Raw genomic sequence first — 15,987 nt, 5'->3', positions numbered from 1 at the left:
CTCAGCTCAAGGGGTGGCGGTCGAGGAAGGCGCGGATCTGCGGCACGAGGATCTCGCTCTTGTCTTCCAGCACGTAATGCCCGGCGTCCTTGAACGCATGCACCTGCGCCTGCGGCAGCGCGTCGGTGAAGCCTTTCAAGAAGTGATGATCGAACACGAAATCGGCCAGACCCCAACCGATGAAGACCGGTCGGTCGGCGTACTCGGGCAACTTGCGGCCCATCGCCTGCACCAGCGACCAGGCCTTGTCGCCTTCGCCCAGCGGAATGTCCTGGACGAAGCGCGAGGTGGCGATGCGGTTGGCCCAGGAGTCGTACGGCGCGACATAGGCGCGGCGCACGTCGGCGGGCATGGCCTTGACCACGCCCAGGCGCGAGGCGCCGCCGGCGAAGGCGTTGAAACCGCGGATCAGGCCGGTGCCGATCGACGAATCGCGGCCCAGGCGCAGGCGCTTGGGCAGCGGCTTGGCCGCCGGCAGTGGGAACGCGCCGGTGTTGGTGATCACCAGCCGCTTGATCTGATCGGAGTGCTTCAGCCCCCAGCCGAAGCCGATGCCGCCGCCCCAGTCGTGCACCACCAGGGTGATCGGGCCGGTGATGCCCAGGTGCTGGAGCAGGCGTTCGACGTCGTCGACGCGCGATTGCAGGGTGTACTCGTAGTCCGCGTCGTCGGGCTTGTCGGACAGGCCCATGCCGACGTGGTCGGGGACGATGCAGCGGTAACGATCCTTCAGGCCCAGCGCCAATTTGCGCCAGTAATAGCTCCACGACGGGTTGCCGTGCAGCATCACCACGACCTCGCCATCGCGCGGGCCTTCGTCGAGGTAGCTCATGCCGATGCCCGGACGGACTTCGAAACGCTGCGGCTGGAAGGGGTAGTCGGGGAAGCTGGAGCTGGACGTCATCGGCGACTCGGTGGGTGGCGCGCGCGAGGCGGCCTGGGCGGACAGGCCGCCATTATCGGCTGCATCGGGCGGTTGTGGAATTTTGCTGTCGTGCTGAGGGCCGGATCGGCGGAATTCGGAGGTTTTTTGGGTTGGATCGAGGATTCCTGGGCTGGGTTCGGTGGATCGGGGCCGGGTGGGCCGGGCTTCGGGAGTCGGGGCTGAAGCCCCTCCCACAAAAGACCTCGCGGCGGCGCGACGTGTGGGATGGGCAAGAGCGGCCGTCAAACCGAGGTCTTTTGTGGGAGGGGCTTCAGCCCCGACACGAGGCCCGGTTCCGCTCCATGCCGGCGCGATTCCCGCAACCGATCAATACAAAACCTATCGTTTGAACATGCGACCCCTGTGCGATTGCCACTGTTTGCTTGACGCACACTCCGGGGCCATGACGATTCGCAAACCGCCGCGGTGGCTTTATGCGTAGCAAGTTGTTCGTGCCCGGCGCGCGTCCGGAGCTGTTCGACAAAGCCCTGGCCGGCGCGGCCGACGCGCTGTCGTTCGATCTGGAAGACGCCGTCGCCGAAGACCGCAAGTCGGCCGCGCGCATCGCGGTCGCCGCCTTCCTGGGCTCGCAGGCCGCCGCCGCGTCGCGCAAGCTGATGATCGTGCGCGTCAACGCGCCGGACTCGCCGCACTTCGCCGCCGACCTGGCCGCGGTGGCGCGCGACGGCGTGGCCTTGATCAACCTGCCCAAGATCGAATCGGCCGCCGCGTTGGGCGAGGCGGTGGCGGCGATCGAGCGCGCCGAGGCGGGCAACGGCGCGACCCGGCCGATCCAGTTGCTGGTCAATATCGAAACCCCGCGCGCGCTGGCCAACGCCGCGCAGATCGCCGCCGCGCATCCGCGCGTGGCCGGTTTGCAGTTGGGGCTGGCGGATCTGTTCGAAGCGCCCGGCATCGCCCGCTACGAACCGGCCAACGTGCACGCGGCGATGTTCGCCATGCGCCTGGCCGCGGCCGCGGCCGGAGTGTTCGCGCTCGACAGCGCCTACGCCGACCTGCACGACGAAGCCGGCTACCTCGCCGAGGCGCGGATGGCGCGGCGGCTGGGCTTCCTCGGCAAGACCTGCCTGCATCCGCGACAGGTCGCGTTGGCCAACACGGCGTTCGCGCCGACCTCGGACGAGTTGGACGCCGCGCGCCGGATCGTTGCCGCGGCCGCGGCGGCGCCCGACGGCGGCCGCGGCGTGTTCGTCGTCGATGGGCGCATGATCGATCTGCCGTTCCTCAAGCGCGCGCAGGCGTTGCTGGCGGCGGCCGAACGCCATTGAACCGCGGCGGCGCGGGCCATGGGGATGGAATCGCAATGCAAGCGCGATGGGATGTGCCGGCGCGCATGAAGACGGGGCGGGATTCGATGTCGCAATTCTTGTTGGCTCTCGCGCGGCCCGGCCGCGCGCACCGAGCGTTCGCCCGGTTCGGCGCAAGCCTGCTTCACCCGCGCGGATTCTGCGCCGGTGTGCTGCTCGCCGCGCTGTGCGCATTCGCGCCGCTGCGGGCCGAGCCGCTGACGCCGTTGCGCGCGGGCACCTTGCCGGCGCTGCAGGCCGACGGCGTGATCGGCCTGGCCACGGTCGACGGCCGCACGATCGCGCTCGCCACCGACCGCGCCTGGCGCCTGGATCGACCGGGCGCGCGATGGTTGCCGTTGCAGTTCGCCGGCGCGGCCGATGCCGGCGCGGTAATCGGCGACGGCAGCCGCGCATTCGTTCTGCCCAAGCAGGCCGACGACGGCGCGGCTGCCGTCGCCGATTACCGCGCCGCCATCGCGCGATTGGACGCCGACGACACCGCGTTGCGGCTGCATGCGCTGCCGCCGTTGCCGCAGGCGTTGTCGCAGCTGCGCGCGAGTTCGTCGGCCGAAGTCTTGTACGTGGTCGGGCTGGACGCGCAGGGAACGGCGCGGTTTTTTCAGCGGCCGGTGGCGGACGAAAGCGCGGCGTGGACATCGGCGCCGGGGTGGGACGGCGGAGCGGCACCGCGATCGTTGGTCGCGCAGACCCGCGCGCTGTTCGTGATCGTGGCCGATCGCGACGGCGGCGCCGACCGCATGCTGCGCTGGTCGCCGGACCAGGCTTGGAGCGAACTTGCGCGCGTGCCCGGCCGGGTGCTGCCCAACGCCGGCCGCGCGACCGGTCAGGCACACATCCTGTATCCGCTCGTCGATCCGGCCGCGCCACAGGCCGCGGCCCGCCTGATGATGTATCAGACCATCACCGGCGCCTGGGCCACCCTGCCCGGCGCCGCGGTCGCCGCCGACGCGGGCGCCACCGCGGCCTGGCCCGATGGCGTGGCCTGGACCCGCGCATCCGCCGACGGCACGCGCACCGAATTCGCCACCGCCCAGGTGCAGGCCAGCAAACTCGGCCTGCACTGGTTGGACTGGGTGGTGATCGTGGTCTATCTGGTCGGCATGATCGGCATCGGCCTGTACTTCTATCTGCGCGAGAAACGCGGCTCGACCAGCAGCTTCTTCGTCGGCGGCCGCAGCATCCCGTTCTGGGCCGCCGGCGTCAGCCTGTACGCGGCCAACACCAGTTCGATCAGTTTCATCGCCATTCCGGCCAAGGCTTTCGAGACCAACTGGCAGTATCTGGCCAACAACATCATCGGCGTGTTCGGGCTGATGTTCGTGGCGGTGTGGATCGTGCCGCTGCTGCGCCGGCTGGACCTGATGTCGGTGTTCTCGTATCTGGAAACGCGTTTCCATCCGACCATCCGCATGCTCGCCAGCGCGCTGTGCATCGTGGTGCAGATCGGCAGCCGCATGAGCGTGATCTTGTTCCTGCCCGCGCTGGGCATCGCCACCATCACCGGCATCAGCGTGTTCTGGAGCGTGATCCTGATGGGCGGCTTCACCATCGTCTACACCGCGATGGGCGGCATGAAGGCGGTGATCTGGACCGACTTCGTCCAGGTGATCGTCAAGATGGGCGGCGCACTGTTCGCCATCGGCTACATGATCTGGCACCTGCCCGGCGGCTTCGAACAGTACTGGTCCACCGCGACCGCTCTGGACAAGATGCACACCTTCGATTTCAGCTTCGACCTGACCCGCGCCACGGTCTGGGGCTTCATCTTCCTGGTGGTGTTCGAGGTGGTGCTGACCTTCCCCAAGGATCAGGTGCTGATGCAGCGCACCTTGTCGACCAAGTCCGACAAGGAAGCCGGGCGTTCGATCTGGGCCTTCGCCGCGATCACCATCCCCGGCGGCCTGATCTTCTACACCATCGGCACTTCGCTGTTCGTGTATTACCAGAACCACCCGGAGCGGATGAATCCGCTGCTGCCGATCGACGCGACCTTCCCGATGTTCATCGCCGCCGAACTGCCGGTGGGCGTGACCGGGCTGATCATCGCCGGCATCTTCGCCGCGGCGATGGCGACCTTGTCGGGCATCATGAACTCGGTGGCCACGCTGATCTCGGTGGATTTCTACGACAAGCTGGCCAAGAACCGCACCGCGAAGCAGAGCGTATTCTTCGCCGAGATCATGACCGTGGTGGTCGGCCTGATCGGCATCGTCACCGCGCTGTTGCTGTCGAAGTTCGACATCCACTCGCTGTTCGATCTGTCGATCGAACTGGCCGGGTTGCTGGGTGGCGGATTCGCCGGCGCCTACACCCTGGGCATGTTCACCCGCCGCGCCAACTGGCAGGGCGTGGCGATCGGCATCGCCGGCAGCATCGCCCTGACCCTGGCGATCTGGACCCTGCAGATGGTGCATCCCTACTACTACCTGGCGATCTCCATCGCGCTGTGCATCGTCATCGGTTACGCGGCCAGCTTGTTCTTCCCGCCGCCGGGGCAATCGCTGAAAGGATTGACGATCTATCGCGATCGGGCCAGCGATTGAAAACCCGCGCCAGGCGACGATGCCGGCCCCCGGTCGCGGCGGAACGCATCGCTTTTGTGGGAGGGCCTTCAGGCCCGACTTGCGGGCACAAGACGCGTCGAAGCCGAACCAATGCTCCCGCCACGCCGCCATCGCCGACATCGCCGCTCCGGCATCCGGGCTGAAATCCGCTCGCACAAAGATCGCGTTGCCACGCGGGGCGCTAGCTATCGCGAGATCCGGATCGTCGCTTGGTTCGGCGGCGACCCAGCATTCAATGAGCGCGAACTCGACAAGCGTGAACTCGACAAGCGCGCGCCGCGCATGCGCTCAGCGCAGCGGACCGCCCATGCCGCTGATTCCACTCATGCCCGGATCATGCGAACCGCCGGGCACCGTGCGTTCGTCGGTGAGTTGATTGACTTTCACCTGCCACGGGTAATGATCGCCCGAACCGCCGGTTCCGGCGACTTGCAGATGGTTGGCGCTGATTGTTCGCCTGCGGCTCCGCAGCGCCAAGACGCGCCGGCTATATTCACACGCAGGCTCCGCTTGACTCCGGCAAACGCCCGTTCGGCGCGCCGGACATGGCGCCGCTGGTGGCGCTCGGGTAGCCTGCCGACATCAATGAGCGGGGCAACGTGGAAACCCAGTTCCTAAATACTTTCGTCACTGTGGTCGACCAAGGCTCGATGGCCGCCGCCGCGCGCGTGCTCAACATCACTCCGGCCGCGGTGGCGCAGCAGATCCGCACCCTGGAGCGCGAAATCGGCGCACCGCTGATCGCCCGCGTCGGCCGCACCGTCAGCGTCACCGAGGAAGGCGCGCGGATCCTGCCGCGCACGCGCGAGCTGCTGCGCAACGTCGCCGACCTGCGCAGCGTGGCCAACGAAAGCGAGGTCGCCGGCGAGCTTCGCCTGGGCGCCTGCCCCACCGCGCTGGCGGGCATGCTGCCGGACGTGCTCGCGCGCATGGTCGAATCCTTCCCCGGCATCAACGTGTTCATCCAGCCGGGGTACTCGGCCGATCTGTACCACTGCGTCGAACGCGGCGACGTCGATGCCGCGGTCGTGCTGCAGGCGCCGTTTCCGCTGCCCAAGACTTGCGAGTGGCAGCTGCTGCGCGAAGAACCGCTGATCGTGCTCGCGCCGGCGAGCATGGCCGATCGCGATCCGCACGAACTGCTCAAGACCCAGCCGCTGATCCGCTACGACCGTCACCATTGGGGCGGCCGCCAGGCCGACGAGTATCTGCGCCAGGCCAACATCGTGCCGCGCGAGCGTTTCGAATTGAACGCGCTCAACGCGATCGCGGTGATGGTCGACCGCGGCCTGGGCGTATCGCTGGTGCCCGACTGGGCGCCGCCGTGGCCGGAAGGCTTGAAACTCGCGCGCATCCCTTTGCCCGACGCCTCGGCCAAACGCTGCATCGGCATCGTCTGGTCGCGTTCGAGCGTGCGCGTGCGCCTGGTCACGGCGTTCTTGCGCGAAAGCCGCAAGGTCGTCGGCACACCGACGCCTTGAGCCCGCCATCGGCGCGGACCGCCGATGCTGCAATGCGGCAATAGTTTTTCTATCGAGCCGATGGCCTGAAGCCAACAAAACATAGGCTCTGAACATACCCCGCATCGGTTCCAACCGTGACGGCGAGCGCATAGGCTCGCCTCGAACCTGCATGGACGGTGCGCGCGAGGGGAAGTCGCGACAGACGACGGCGCCATCGTTCCGTGCATGCGAGCACGCGCCGCAACGGTATGCCCGCGCGATCACCGGCACATAACGAGACAGACATGGTCAAGCCACTCACCGCCGCGATCGGCAGCATCCTGCTGCTGTCCACCATCGCGGGCAACGCGCACGCCCAGCAAGCCGATGCCTCCGCCGACGCCGACAATGCGAGCGACAAAGCCGCGGTCAACCTCGACAACGTGGTGGTCACCGGCACCCGCAGTCCCAAGGCGGTCGACAAGATTCCCGGCGCGATCACCCTGGTGTCCAAGGCCGAGCTGGCGCGTTCGCTGGTGCTGACCGAAGACGCGACCGCGGTGTTGGCGCGCACGGTGCCCGGTTACGCCGAGTCCTCGCAAGCGATGAGCAACACCGGCGAGAACCTGCGCGGCCGCGTCGCGCTGCGTTTGTTCGATGGCGTGCCGCAAGGCTCGCCGCTGCGCGAAGGCACCCGCAACGGCACCTTCACCGACATGGGCGTCGTCGGCCGGATCGAAGTCATCAACGGCCCGTCCGCGTCCGAAGGCATCGGCGCGGCGGGCGGCATCATCAACTACCTGTCCGCCTCGCCGACCCAGGAAGGCAACGAGTTCACCGTCACCTCGCGCTACACAACGCAGTTCAAGGACGACAGCGAAGGCTGGAAACTCGGCGCCACCTTCGCCCGCAAGGCCGGCAATTTCGACATGATCGCCGCCGCCTCGTTCCTGGATCGCGGCATCACCTACGACGGCGACGGCCGCCGCATCGGCATGAACACCAGCGGTTCGCTGTCCGACACGCAATCGCGCAACCTGTTCATCAAGGCCGGCTACGACTTCGGCGAAGACGGCGTGCAGCGCATCGAAGGCTCGGTGAGCCACTTCAACATCGAAGGCAAGGCCAACTACGTGCAGGTGTTGGGCTGCCGGCCCGACGAGCGCGCGCTGTGCGGCGAGACCCGCACCAACACCTCCGAGCGCGGCAGCATTTTCGGCTCAAAGGCCGCGATCAACGACTTCAAGCAGTACCAGCTCACCTACACCCATGCGGATTTCTTCGGCGGCACGCTCACCGTCAACGGCTACAAGGCCGATCAGGAAATGCGCTATCTGCCGGAGAACACCATCGAGCGGCAAGATCCGCTGATCGCGCCGATCAACGCGCTTTACGATCAGTCCGAGATCGTCACCAACAAGAAGGGACTGCGCACCTCGTGGGCGCGTCCGTCGCTGTTCTCGGTCGAAGGCCTGGAGCTGCGCGTGGGCCTGGATCTGGTTGAGGACACCGCCGAGCAACGTCTGGCACTGACCGACCGGCTGTGGGTGCCGCCGATGGAGTACAAGAGCCGCGCGCCGTGGATGCAGCTGTCCTGGGACATCGGCCCGGTGACGCTGTCCGGCGGCATCCGTCGCGAAGACGGCGAGCTGCACGTGGACAGCTACACCACCACCTGGTATCGCGACCGCCGCAACGTCGGCGGCGGCTCGCTCGACTACCAGGAGAACCTGACCAACTTCGGCGCGGTCTGGCGCGTCAACGAGCAATGGTCGGTGTTCGGCTCCTACGGCGAAGGCTTCACCTTGGCCAACGTCGGCATTCCGCTGCGCAACATCCAGTGCTCCGGCGATGGCGGCAGCATTCAAACCGACGGTTGCCCGAACGACCCGCCGATCAGCGTCAAGGTGCTGCTCGATCTCAACGCCATCGTGGTGAAGAACACCGAGTTCGGCTTCAACTGGCGCGGCGAGCGCGGCGCGCTGAGCGCCTCGCACTACGATTCCAAGTCCGACTACGGCCAGTCGCTGGCGATCGATCCGGCCACCAACGACTTCGTGCTGCTGCGCGCGCCGGTGCGGATCAAGGGCTACGAGCTGTCGGGCGAATGGCGCTTCAACGAGGACTGGCGTTTCAGCGCGGTGTACTCGCACACCCGCGGCAAGACCGCGTTCTGGTCGGCCGACGCGGCCGGCCGCTTCGGCGCGGGCGGCATGAACAAGCCGATGGGCGTGCTCGACATCAACCCGGACAAGTTCGCCTGGACCCTGACCTGGAAGTTCCTGCCGCGCGGCGACATCAGCCTGGGCGCGACTACGCTGTTCTCGCGCAAGCTGTCCGGCAGCGACGTGCGTGCGTTCGACAACCGGCCTTTCAGCTTCAACGAAAGCACCCGCGGCTACACCTTGCTCGATCTGGGCGTGAACTACGAGACCGAACGTTACGGAAAGTTCTCGGTCGGCATCGAGAACCTGTTCGACAAGCAATACATCCTGAGCTGGTCGCAACCGCCCGGCGGATTCCAGAACTACTGGGCCGGCCGCGGACGCAGCCTCTCGATCACGCACACCTTCAAGTTCTAGACGCCCGCACCGCCACGGACCTCCCCGCACACCACCGCCGCCGGCACGGACGCCCGCGGCGGCAGCTTTCGCTTTCCCAGGACCCGATGCCTTGCCCGTTTCCGTCGCCCTTCGTAGTTGCCTGCTGATCCTGGGTGCGGGTTGGGCGAGCGCGACGGTCGCCAACAGCGTCGCCTCGGCGCCGCACGCAGGTTCGGTGGCCATGGTGCGAGGAAAGCCCTCGATTCCGTTGGCTGCTGTGGGAGGGACTTCGATCCCGGTGTCTGTTGTGGGAGAAGAGGCTTCGATCCCAATACCTGTCGTGGGAGAAGAGGCTTCGATCCCGATGGCTGTTGTGGGAGAGAAGGCCTCGATCGCGAGGTCTATTGTGGGAGGGGCTTCAGCCCCGACAGCCGAAGCGACGAAACCCCGCACCGCTTCGTCGCGACCCGAACCCATCGACCCCGCAGCCGACGACGCAACACCGCCCGACTTCGCAACCCTGCACGCCTTCATGCGAGACACTACCGACGCCGACGGTTACCTGGGCGCGGTCACGCTGATCCTGCGCAACGGCCGTATCGTCGATTTCCGAGCCTACGGCCACCGCGATCTCGCCCGGCGCGAGCCGATGCGCAAAGACGCGATCTTCCGCATCTATTCGATGAGCAAGACCATCGCCTCGGCGGCGGTCATGCTGCTGATCGAACAAGGCCGCATCGGCCTCGACGACCCGGTGTCGCACTATCTGCCCGAGCTGGCCCGACGCCAAGTGATGAGCGGCGACACCGCCGCACCACGGCTGCGCCCGGCCGCGAGCGAGATCACAATCCGCGAGCTGCTGACCCATACCGCGGGCTTCGCCGCCGGACTCGAGGGCGATGCCGCGGCGCTGGCGGCGATGCAGCACGACGACCCGCATCGCGCCGCCGGTCTGCGCGGTTTCGTCGAACGCCTGAGTCGCGCGCCATTGGCCGCCGATCCAGGTACCCGTTTCGGCTATGACGGCGCGGCGATCGAAGTGTTGGCGCGGTTGATCGAAGTGGTCGATCGACAGCCGTTCGATACGTTCCTGAGCAAAAACATCTTCCGGCCGCTCGGCATGCGCGACACCGGCTTCAGCGTGTCGCGGGCGCTGCGCGGCCGCGTCGTCGACCTCACCACGATGGGCGACGACGGCCGTTTGCGCATCGCCGATGGGCCGAGCGCACGCGAGCCGGGAGCGGCGCTGAACGCGTATCCCAGCGGCGCGGGCGGTTTGTATTCGACTGCGTGCGATTACGCGCGGTTCGCGCAGATGTTGCTCGATCGTGGCCTCATCGCGCGCGAGTTGGGCGATGTCGCTTGTGATGGTGATGGTGATGGTGATGGTGGTGGTGGTGGTGATGGTGATGGTGATGGTGATGGTGATGGTGATGGTGATGGCGACGCTGGTCGTGGCGAATCGCTTACGCAACCCCAACCGCCGACACTCTCCCAGCCGTCATTTCCGCGAAGGCGGGAATCCAGAGACTTTGACGTCGCCGCACGAAAGCCTCTGGATTCCCGCCTTCGCGGAAATGACGATAAAAGCCAGCGCGGCGACTCGGCTGCAACAGAGCAACCGACACGTCTGCTGCGCCCCGACACCGTGGCCGCCATGCTGCGCAACCAGCTGACCATGCTCGACCCACCGGTCCATCAATACAACTCCGGCGAAGGTTTCGGCTTCGGCGGCGCGGTGATCGTCGACCCGATCAAGCGCGGCCAGCCCGGTTCGATCGGCCGCTTCGGTTGGCCCGGCGCGGCGTCGACCACCTATGCCATCGATCCGGCCCAGGGACTGGTCGCCATCGCTCTGCTGCAACATCTGCCGCGTAGCGAGCTGACTATGGACCTGCCGCGGATCAGCCGGGATTTCTACCGACTCGTGGATGAGGCGATGAAACAGTCGAACACTTCGAACGCGGATACGACACCGTGAGCGGATCGAATCACCTTTCCGTCTTGGTCGCCGGCTCGGCCAACCTCGATTTCGTGGTCCGCGCCAGCCACGTGCCCGCGCCCGGCGAAACCGTGCTCGGGCGCGAACTGGCGACGTTTCCCGGCGGCAAGGGCGCCAATCAGGCGCTGGCCTGCGCGCGCGCCGGCGGCGCGGCCACGCGCCTGTTGCTCGCGCTCGGCGAAGACGCGTATGCCGAACCGATCGAACGCTCGCTGCGCGAGGCCGGCGTGGAACTGTCGATCCGTCGCAGCCGCGACCGCGCCACCGGCACCGCCTTCGTCTGCGTGTCCGACTCGGGCGAGAACGCGATCACTGTCGCTCCCGGCGCCAACGCCGACCTGCGCGGCGAGGATCTGCCCGCGCTGGACGGCGTCGGCTGGTTGTTGCTGCAGTTGGAAACCCCGCTCGGCGCGGTCGACGCCTGGGCGCGCCGCGCGCGCGAGGCCGGCGTGTCGGTGGCGCTCAATGCCGCGCCGGCCCGGGCGCTGCCGGCCTCGTTGCTGGATTGCGTGGATCTGCTGATCGTCAACGAAGGCGAGCTGGCGGCGCTGACCGGGATCGCCGGCGATCTCGACGCCGGCCTCGCCGCGCTGCGGGTGCCGCGGGTGATCGTGACCCTGGGCGCGCGCGGCTGCCTGGCCCGCATCGATGGCCAGCACCTGCGCCAGGACGCCTTCGCGGTCGAAGTGGTGGACACCACCGCCGCTGGCGATACCTTCTGCGGTGTGCTGGTCGCGGCGCTGGCCGGCGGCGCCGACATCCCCGACGCGCTGCGCCGCGCCTGCGCCGCGTCGGCCCTGGCCTGCACCCGGCTGGGCGCGCAGACCAGCGTGCCCACTCATGCCGAAGTCGAGCAGCTGCTGCAAACTGCCGATGCCGCGGCTTTTGTGGGAGGGGCTTGAGCCCCGACGCTTTCCGGCCAGGATCGCGCGCACTGAAACAAAAGCGTCGGGGCTCAAGCCCCTCCCACACAGACCTCCACAGATATTCAAGTCCTGAGCCCCCATGTCCAACTACGACTCCGCCGCCGACGACGCCCCCGAAGACGACCGTCCGCGCGTGCGCACCGAGTACAAGTTCTCGCACGTCACCACCCAGCGCTATCTGCCGCTGCCGGGCAAGGCGCCGGGCTGGCCGTTCGCCGAGATCGGCCATTGGAAGATGGAGGTCGACGGCACCCTCGACGACTGGATCGCCGAGCTCAAGGACTGGCGCCGCGAGCACCTGATCCGGATCGGCTACGACGACGCGCATTACCGCCGGCCCGAGCTGCAATGGGCGCAGCGCAACTTCGTCCACGCCCAGATGATGGCCGAGGACCGTTACTTCTACGATCCGGTCGAAGGTCGCTACTCGGTCGATCGTTATCTCGACGATCTTCAGCGCCGTTACGGCGGCATCGACAGCGTGCTGATCTGGTACGTCTACCCCAACATCGGCGTGGACGATCGCAACCAGTTCGATCTGGCCCGCGATCTGCCCGGCGGCCTGGACGGCCTGCGCGGCGCGATCGAGGATTTCCACCGTCGCGGTGTGCGCGTGTTCCTGCCGACCATGCCCTGGGACCAGGGCACCCGCGACGGCGGCGACACCGATTGGAACCGCGTGGCCGAACTGGTCGCCGCGGTCGGCGCCGACGGCGTCAACGGAGACACCTACAACGGCGTGCCGCGCGCGTTCTTCGACGCCTGCGACGCGGCCGGCCGGCCGGTGGTGTTGCAGCCCGAATCGACCATCAGCGCCGAGGAAGCGCTGATCTGGAACGTGCAGAGTTGGGGCAAGAAGGCGCCCAACGAACTCATTCCGCCGGTGGCGAAGTTCAAGTGGCTCGAACCGCGCCACATGATCAATTACGAAAACCGCTGGGGCCGCGACCGCAACCACGACCTGCAATACATCTTCTTCAACGGCGTGGGCTACAACGCCTGGGAAAACATCTGGGGCCTGTGGAACCAGCTGACCGAGCGCGATGCCGAAGCGCTGCGCCGCATCGCCACGATCGAACGCGCATTCGCCGCGCACATGGTCAGCGCGCACTGGCGCCCCTACGCGCGCACCCTGCAGGCCGGCGTGTTCGCCAGCCGCTTCCCGCATCAGGGCGCGAACGTGTGGAATCTGGTCAATCGCAACGAGTACGAAGTGGCCGGCGAGCAGATCGCGGTCGAGCATGCACCGGGACAGCGCTACTACGATCTGTGGAACGGTGTGGCATTGCAGCCGCGCGTCGACGGCGATCGCGCCGTGCTCGAGTTCGCCATCGAAGGCCGCGGCTTCGGCGCGGTGCTGGCGCTGCCGGCCGGCGCCGAGCACGCGGGCCTGGAGGACCTGCTCGAACGCATGCGCGAACGCGCGGCGACCCCGTTGAACCGCTACAGCGCGCAATGGCGTTCGTTGCAACAGCGGCTGGTGCCGATCGACCCGGTCGCGCCGCTCGCCTCGGCGCCGGCGGACATGATCGAGATTCCCGCCGGCGAATTCGAGTTCAAGGTCGGCGGCGTGCAGATCGAAGGCCAGACCTGGGAAGGCGTCGACGTGCAATACCCGTGGGAAGACAGCGCGCGGCGCAACCATCGCAAGCGCATGCGCCTGCCGCGCTTCTTCATCGACCGCACGCCGGTCACCAACGCACAGTACCTGCGGTTCGTCCGCGCCAGCGGCTATGCGCCGCGCGATGCCCACAACTATCTGCGCGACTGGGTCGACGGCGCGCCGCGTCCGGGCTGGGACCAGCGTCCGGTCACCTGGGTGTCGATCGAAGACGCACGCGCCTACGCACAGTGGGCCGGCAAGCGCCTGCCGCGCGAATGGGAATGGCAGTACGCCGCGCAAGGCGACGACGGCCGCGCGTATCCCTGGGGCGACGATTGGCGCGAGGACGCAGTGCCGGCGCCCAACCGCGGCCGCCGCCTGCGCGCACCCGATGCGGTCGATGCGCATCCCGCCGGCGCCAGCCCGTTCGGCGTGCTCGATCTGGTCGGCAACGTCTGGCAGTGGACCGACGAATACCACGACGACCACACCCGCGGCGCGGTGCTGCGCGGCGGCAGCTCCTACCAGCCGCAGACCTCGCATTGGTATTTCCCGCAGGCCTATCGCCTGGATCAGCACAACAAACTGCTGCTGATGGCGCCGAGCAAGGACCGCTCGGGCTGCATCGGTTTCCGTTGCGCGGCCGATGCGAGCTGAGCGATGAGCCGTCACGACTTCGTTCCCGCGATCGATCCGGCCGGCATCCGCCTGGGCGGTCTGCTCGGCGATGCCCTGGACGCCAACCGCAACGGTCGCTTGTCGCACTTCATCGTCGACGAGACCAGCCCGGCGATCGCGATCTTCGCGCCCGCGCAGCGGCAACAGAATCTGGAAGGCGACTGGTACGGCGAACATGCCGGCAAATGGCTGATCGCCGCGGCCAAGGCCGCCGCGCGCAGCGGCGACGCGAGCCTGCGCGCACGCGTGCACCGGGTCGCCGATTTTCTGGTGTCCACGCAGGAAGCCGACGGTTATCTGGGCACTTACGCGCCCGAGCGCCGCTTCATGCGCAAACAAGCGCCCAGACCGGTCAGCTGGGACGGCGCGCCGAGCGTGCGCACCTGGGACATCTGGACCCACGCGTATCTGGTGCTGGGCCTGTTGGAAGTGCATCGGCATTTCCCGCAACCGCGCTATCTGCAAGCCGCTCGCAAGATCGGCGACCTGTGCCTGCGCACGCTCAGCGGCGGCGACATCGACATCACCGAACTCGGCAATCACCACGGGTTGTCGGCGACGGTGCTGCTGGATCCGGCGGTCGAGCTGTATCGGGCCAGCGGCGACCGCGCCTATCTCGACTTGGCGCTGACCGTGCTTGGGCAGGCCGACGCGCATCCCGATCTGGCCCTGCTCAGCCGCGCCCTGGCCGGCGTCGACGCGGCCTGGATCGCCACCGGCAAGGCCTATCAACTGGCCTGGAATCTGGTCGGCTTGGCCAAGCTGTACCGGGTCAGCGGCCACATCGACTACCTGCGCGCGGTCGAATCGGTTTGGCGCAGCATCCGCGAGCATCACCTTACTCTCGGCGGCGGCCCTTGGGGCGGCGTCGCCCATCGCTCGCGCGAAGCGTTCAACCCGGCCGGGGCGTTCAGCCCGCAAGGCTATGTGGAAACCTGTTCGACCCTGGCCTGGATCCAGCTCAACCGCGAGCTGCTGAGCATCACCGGGCATCCGCGCTACGCCGAGGAGATCGAGCGTTCGGCCTACAACGACCTGCTCGGCGCGCAGGCGCCCAACGGCGAGGACTGGTGCTACTACGTCTTTCCGAACGGCCGCCGGGTGCACACCACCTATTGGCGCTGCTGCAAATCCAGCGGAGCGATGGCGCTGGAGGAATTACCGGGCGTGGCTTACACGCGCGGCGACGACGGCGACATCGCGGTCAACCTGTACGGCCCGGGCACGGCCCACGTCGCACTGGCCGCGGCCGGCGATGTGGCGATCGAGCAGCACACCGACTATCCGTTCGGCGGCGACATCGATCTGCGGATCGCGCCGCAGCGCGAGGCCGAGTTCGCGTTGAAGCTGCGCATTCCTTCGTGGGCCGACGGCGCCCAGGTCGCGATCAACGGCGTCGCGGCCGAGGGCCCGGTCGTCGCCGGCGAGTACTTCGCGATCCGCCGCCGCTGGCGCCAAGGCGACCGGATCGCCCTGCGCCTGCCTATGGCCCCGCGCACGCACGTGGCGATCAACCGCAACGTGCAGGAATCGCGCGCGCCCGACGGCAGTCCGGTCGCGCAGGAAGTGCTGCGCTACGAGTATCTCGGCCTGACCTGCGGCCCCCTGGTCTATGCGACCGGGCTGATCGACGGCTTCAAGACCGATGAAACCCTGCGTCGGCCCGATGCGCCCGAAACGGACTGGCTACGCTGGTCCGCGCCCGACGCGCGCGATCCGCTGCCGCGCATCGAACTGAATCCGGGCTACCGCGAGCCGCTGGTGTTCAAGCCGTACTACTGCGCCGGCGGCCGCGTCGACGGGGCCTGGCGGCTGACCTGGCTGTCGCTCGCGCCGGCTCCCGTCGACGCGGCTCCCGTCGCGGCGTCCATCGATGGGGATCGCGCATGACTTCGCATGAGTTACACATGGGCCAAGCAAGAATTTGTAGCGCCAGAACATATGCCGCCCGCCTGTTTTCGCGCACCCGCGCG

At 67.6% G+C, this 15,987-nt stretch carries 9 protein-coding genes; 8 read left to right on the top strand and 1 reads right to left on the bottom strand.

Annotation, left to right across the window (positions count from 1 at the left end; all coding sequences use genetic code 11):
* Position 1 precedes the first annotated feature (1 nt).
* Positions 2-904, bottom strand: coding sequence for an alpha/beta fold hydrolase (locus ACTOWJ_RS14935; RefSeq protein WP_441335417.1), 903 nt, complete (start codon positions 902-904; stop codon positions 2-4).
* Positions 905-1,359: 455 nt separating this feature from the next.
* Here ACTOWJ_RS14935 and ACTOWJ_RS14930 point away from each other — a divergent pair, with 455 nt between their 5' ends.
* The 8 genes from ACTOWJ_RS14930 to ACTOWJ_RS14895 all read left to right on the top strand — a co-directional run bounded on the left by ACTOWJ_RS14930 (position 1,360) and on the right by ACTOWJ_RS14895 (position 15,904).
* On the top strand, positions 1,360-2,214 hold the full coding sequence (locus ACTOWJ_RS14930) for an HpcH/HpaI aldolase/citrate lyase family protein (RefSeq protein ID WP_441335416.1): 855 nt from the start codon (positions 1,360-1,362) through the stop codon (positions 2,212-2,214).
* An 86-nt stretch (positions 2,215-2,300) separates the two neighbouring features.
* Entirely contained in the window at positions 2,301-4,799 is a 2,499-nt protein-coding gene (locus tag ACTOWJ_RS14925) for a sodium:solute symporter (RefSeq protein ID WP_441335415.1), read from the top strand.
* 620 nt (positions 4,800-5,419) lie between these two features.
* Positions 5,420-6,301 carry a LysR family transcriptional regulator gene (locus ACTOWJ_RS14920; protein WP_441335414.1) on the top strand — a complete coding sequence of 294 codons (882 nt, stop codon included), beginning with the start codon at positions 5,420-5,422 and terminating at the stop codon, positions 6,299-6,301.
* A 266-nt stretch (positions 6,302-6,567) separates the two neighbouring features.
* Positions 6,568-8,844: a TonB-dependent receptor gene (locus ACTOWJ_RS14915; protein WP_441335413.1), complete on the top strand. Its 2,277-nt coding sequence runs from the start codon at positions 6,568-6,570 to the stop codon at positions 8,842-8,844.
* Positions 8,845-8,935: 91 nt separating this feature from the next.
* Positions 8,936-10,786 carry a serine hydrolase domain-containing protein gene (locus ACTOWJ_RS14910; protein ID WP_441335412.1) on the top strand — a complete coding sequence of 617 codons (1,851 nt, stop codon included), beginning with the start codon at positions 8,936-8,938 and terminating at the stop codon, positions 10,784-10,786.
* Positions 10,783-11,709 carry a ribokinase gene (locus ACTOWJ_RS14905; RefSeq protein WP_441335411.1) on the top strand — a complete coding sequence of 309 codons (927 nt, stop codon included), beginning with the start codon at positions 10,783-10,785 and terminating at the stop codon, positions 11,707-11,709. Before ACTOWJ_RS14910 ends, ACTOWJ_RS14905 begins: the two co-directional genes overlap by 4 nt.
* 103 nt (positions 11,710-11,812) lie before the next feature.
* The gene (locus ACTOWJ_RS14900; RefSeq protein ID WP_441335410.1) at positions 11,813-13,993 is read left to right on the top strand and encodes a formylglycine-generating enzyme family protein; all 2,181 of its coding nucleotides are present in this window, start codon (positions 11,813-11,815) and stop codon (positions 13,991-13,993) included.
* A gap of 3 nt (positions 13,994-13,996) precedes the next feature.
* On the top strand, positions 13,997-15,904 hold the full coding sequence (locus tag ACTOWJ_RS14895; protein ID WP_441335409.1) for a glycoside hydrolase family 127 protein: 1,908 nt from the start codon (positions 13,997-13,999) through the stop codon (positions 15,902-15,904).
* The last annotated feature ends 83 nt before the right edge of the window (positions 15,905-15,987 follow it).

It is taken from the genome of Lysobacter sp. CA199 (assembly GCF_052078715.1).
Classification (GTDB): domain Bacteria; phylum Pseudomonadota; class Gammaproteobacteria; order Xanthomonadales; family Xanthomonadaceae; genus Lysobacter.
This window is presented reverse-complemented; position numbering and strand designations above follow the sequence as displayed.

What these genes read in the sequence shown, in the direction of transcription:
- ACTOWJ_RS14915 (WP_441335413.1), top strand. Translation starts at nt 6,568, where the DNA reads ATGGTCAAGCCACTCACCGCCGCGATCGGCAGCATCCTGCTGCTGTCC.
- ACTOWJ_RS14895 (WP_441335409.1), top strand. Translation starts at nt 13,997, where the DNA reads ATGAGCCGTCACGACTTCGTTCCCGCGATCGATCCGGCCGGCATCCGC.
- ACTOWJ_RS14935 (WP_441335417.1), bottom strand. Translation starts at nt 904, where the DNA reads ATGACGTCCAGCTCCAGCTTCCCCGACTACCCCTTCCAGCCGCAGCGT.
- ACTOWJ_RS14930 (WP_441335416.1), top strand. Translation starts at nt 1,360, where the DNA reads ATGCGTAGCAAGTTGTTCGTGCCCGGCGCGCGTCCGGAGCTGTTCGAC.
- ACTOWJ_RS14900 (WP_441335410.1), top strand. Translation starts at nt 11,813, where the DNA reads ATGTCCAACTACGACTCCGCCGCCGACGACGCCCCCGAAGACGACCGT.
- ACTOWJ_RS14925 (WP_441335415.1), top strand. Translation starts at nt 2,301, where the DNA reads ATGTCGCAATTCTTGTTGGCTCTCGCGCGGCCCGGCCGCGCGCACCGA.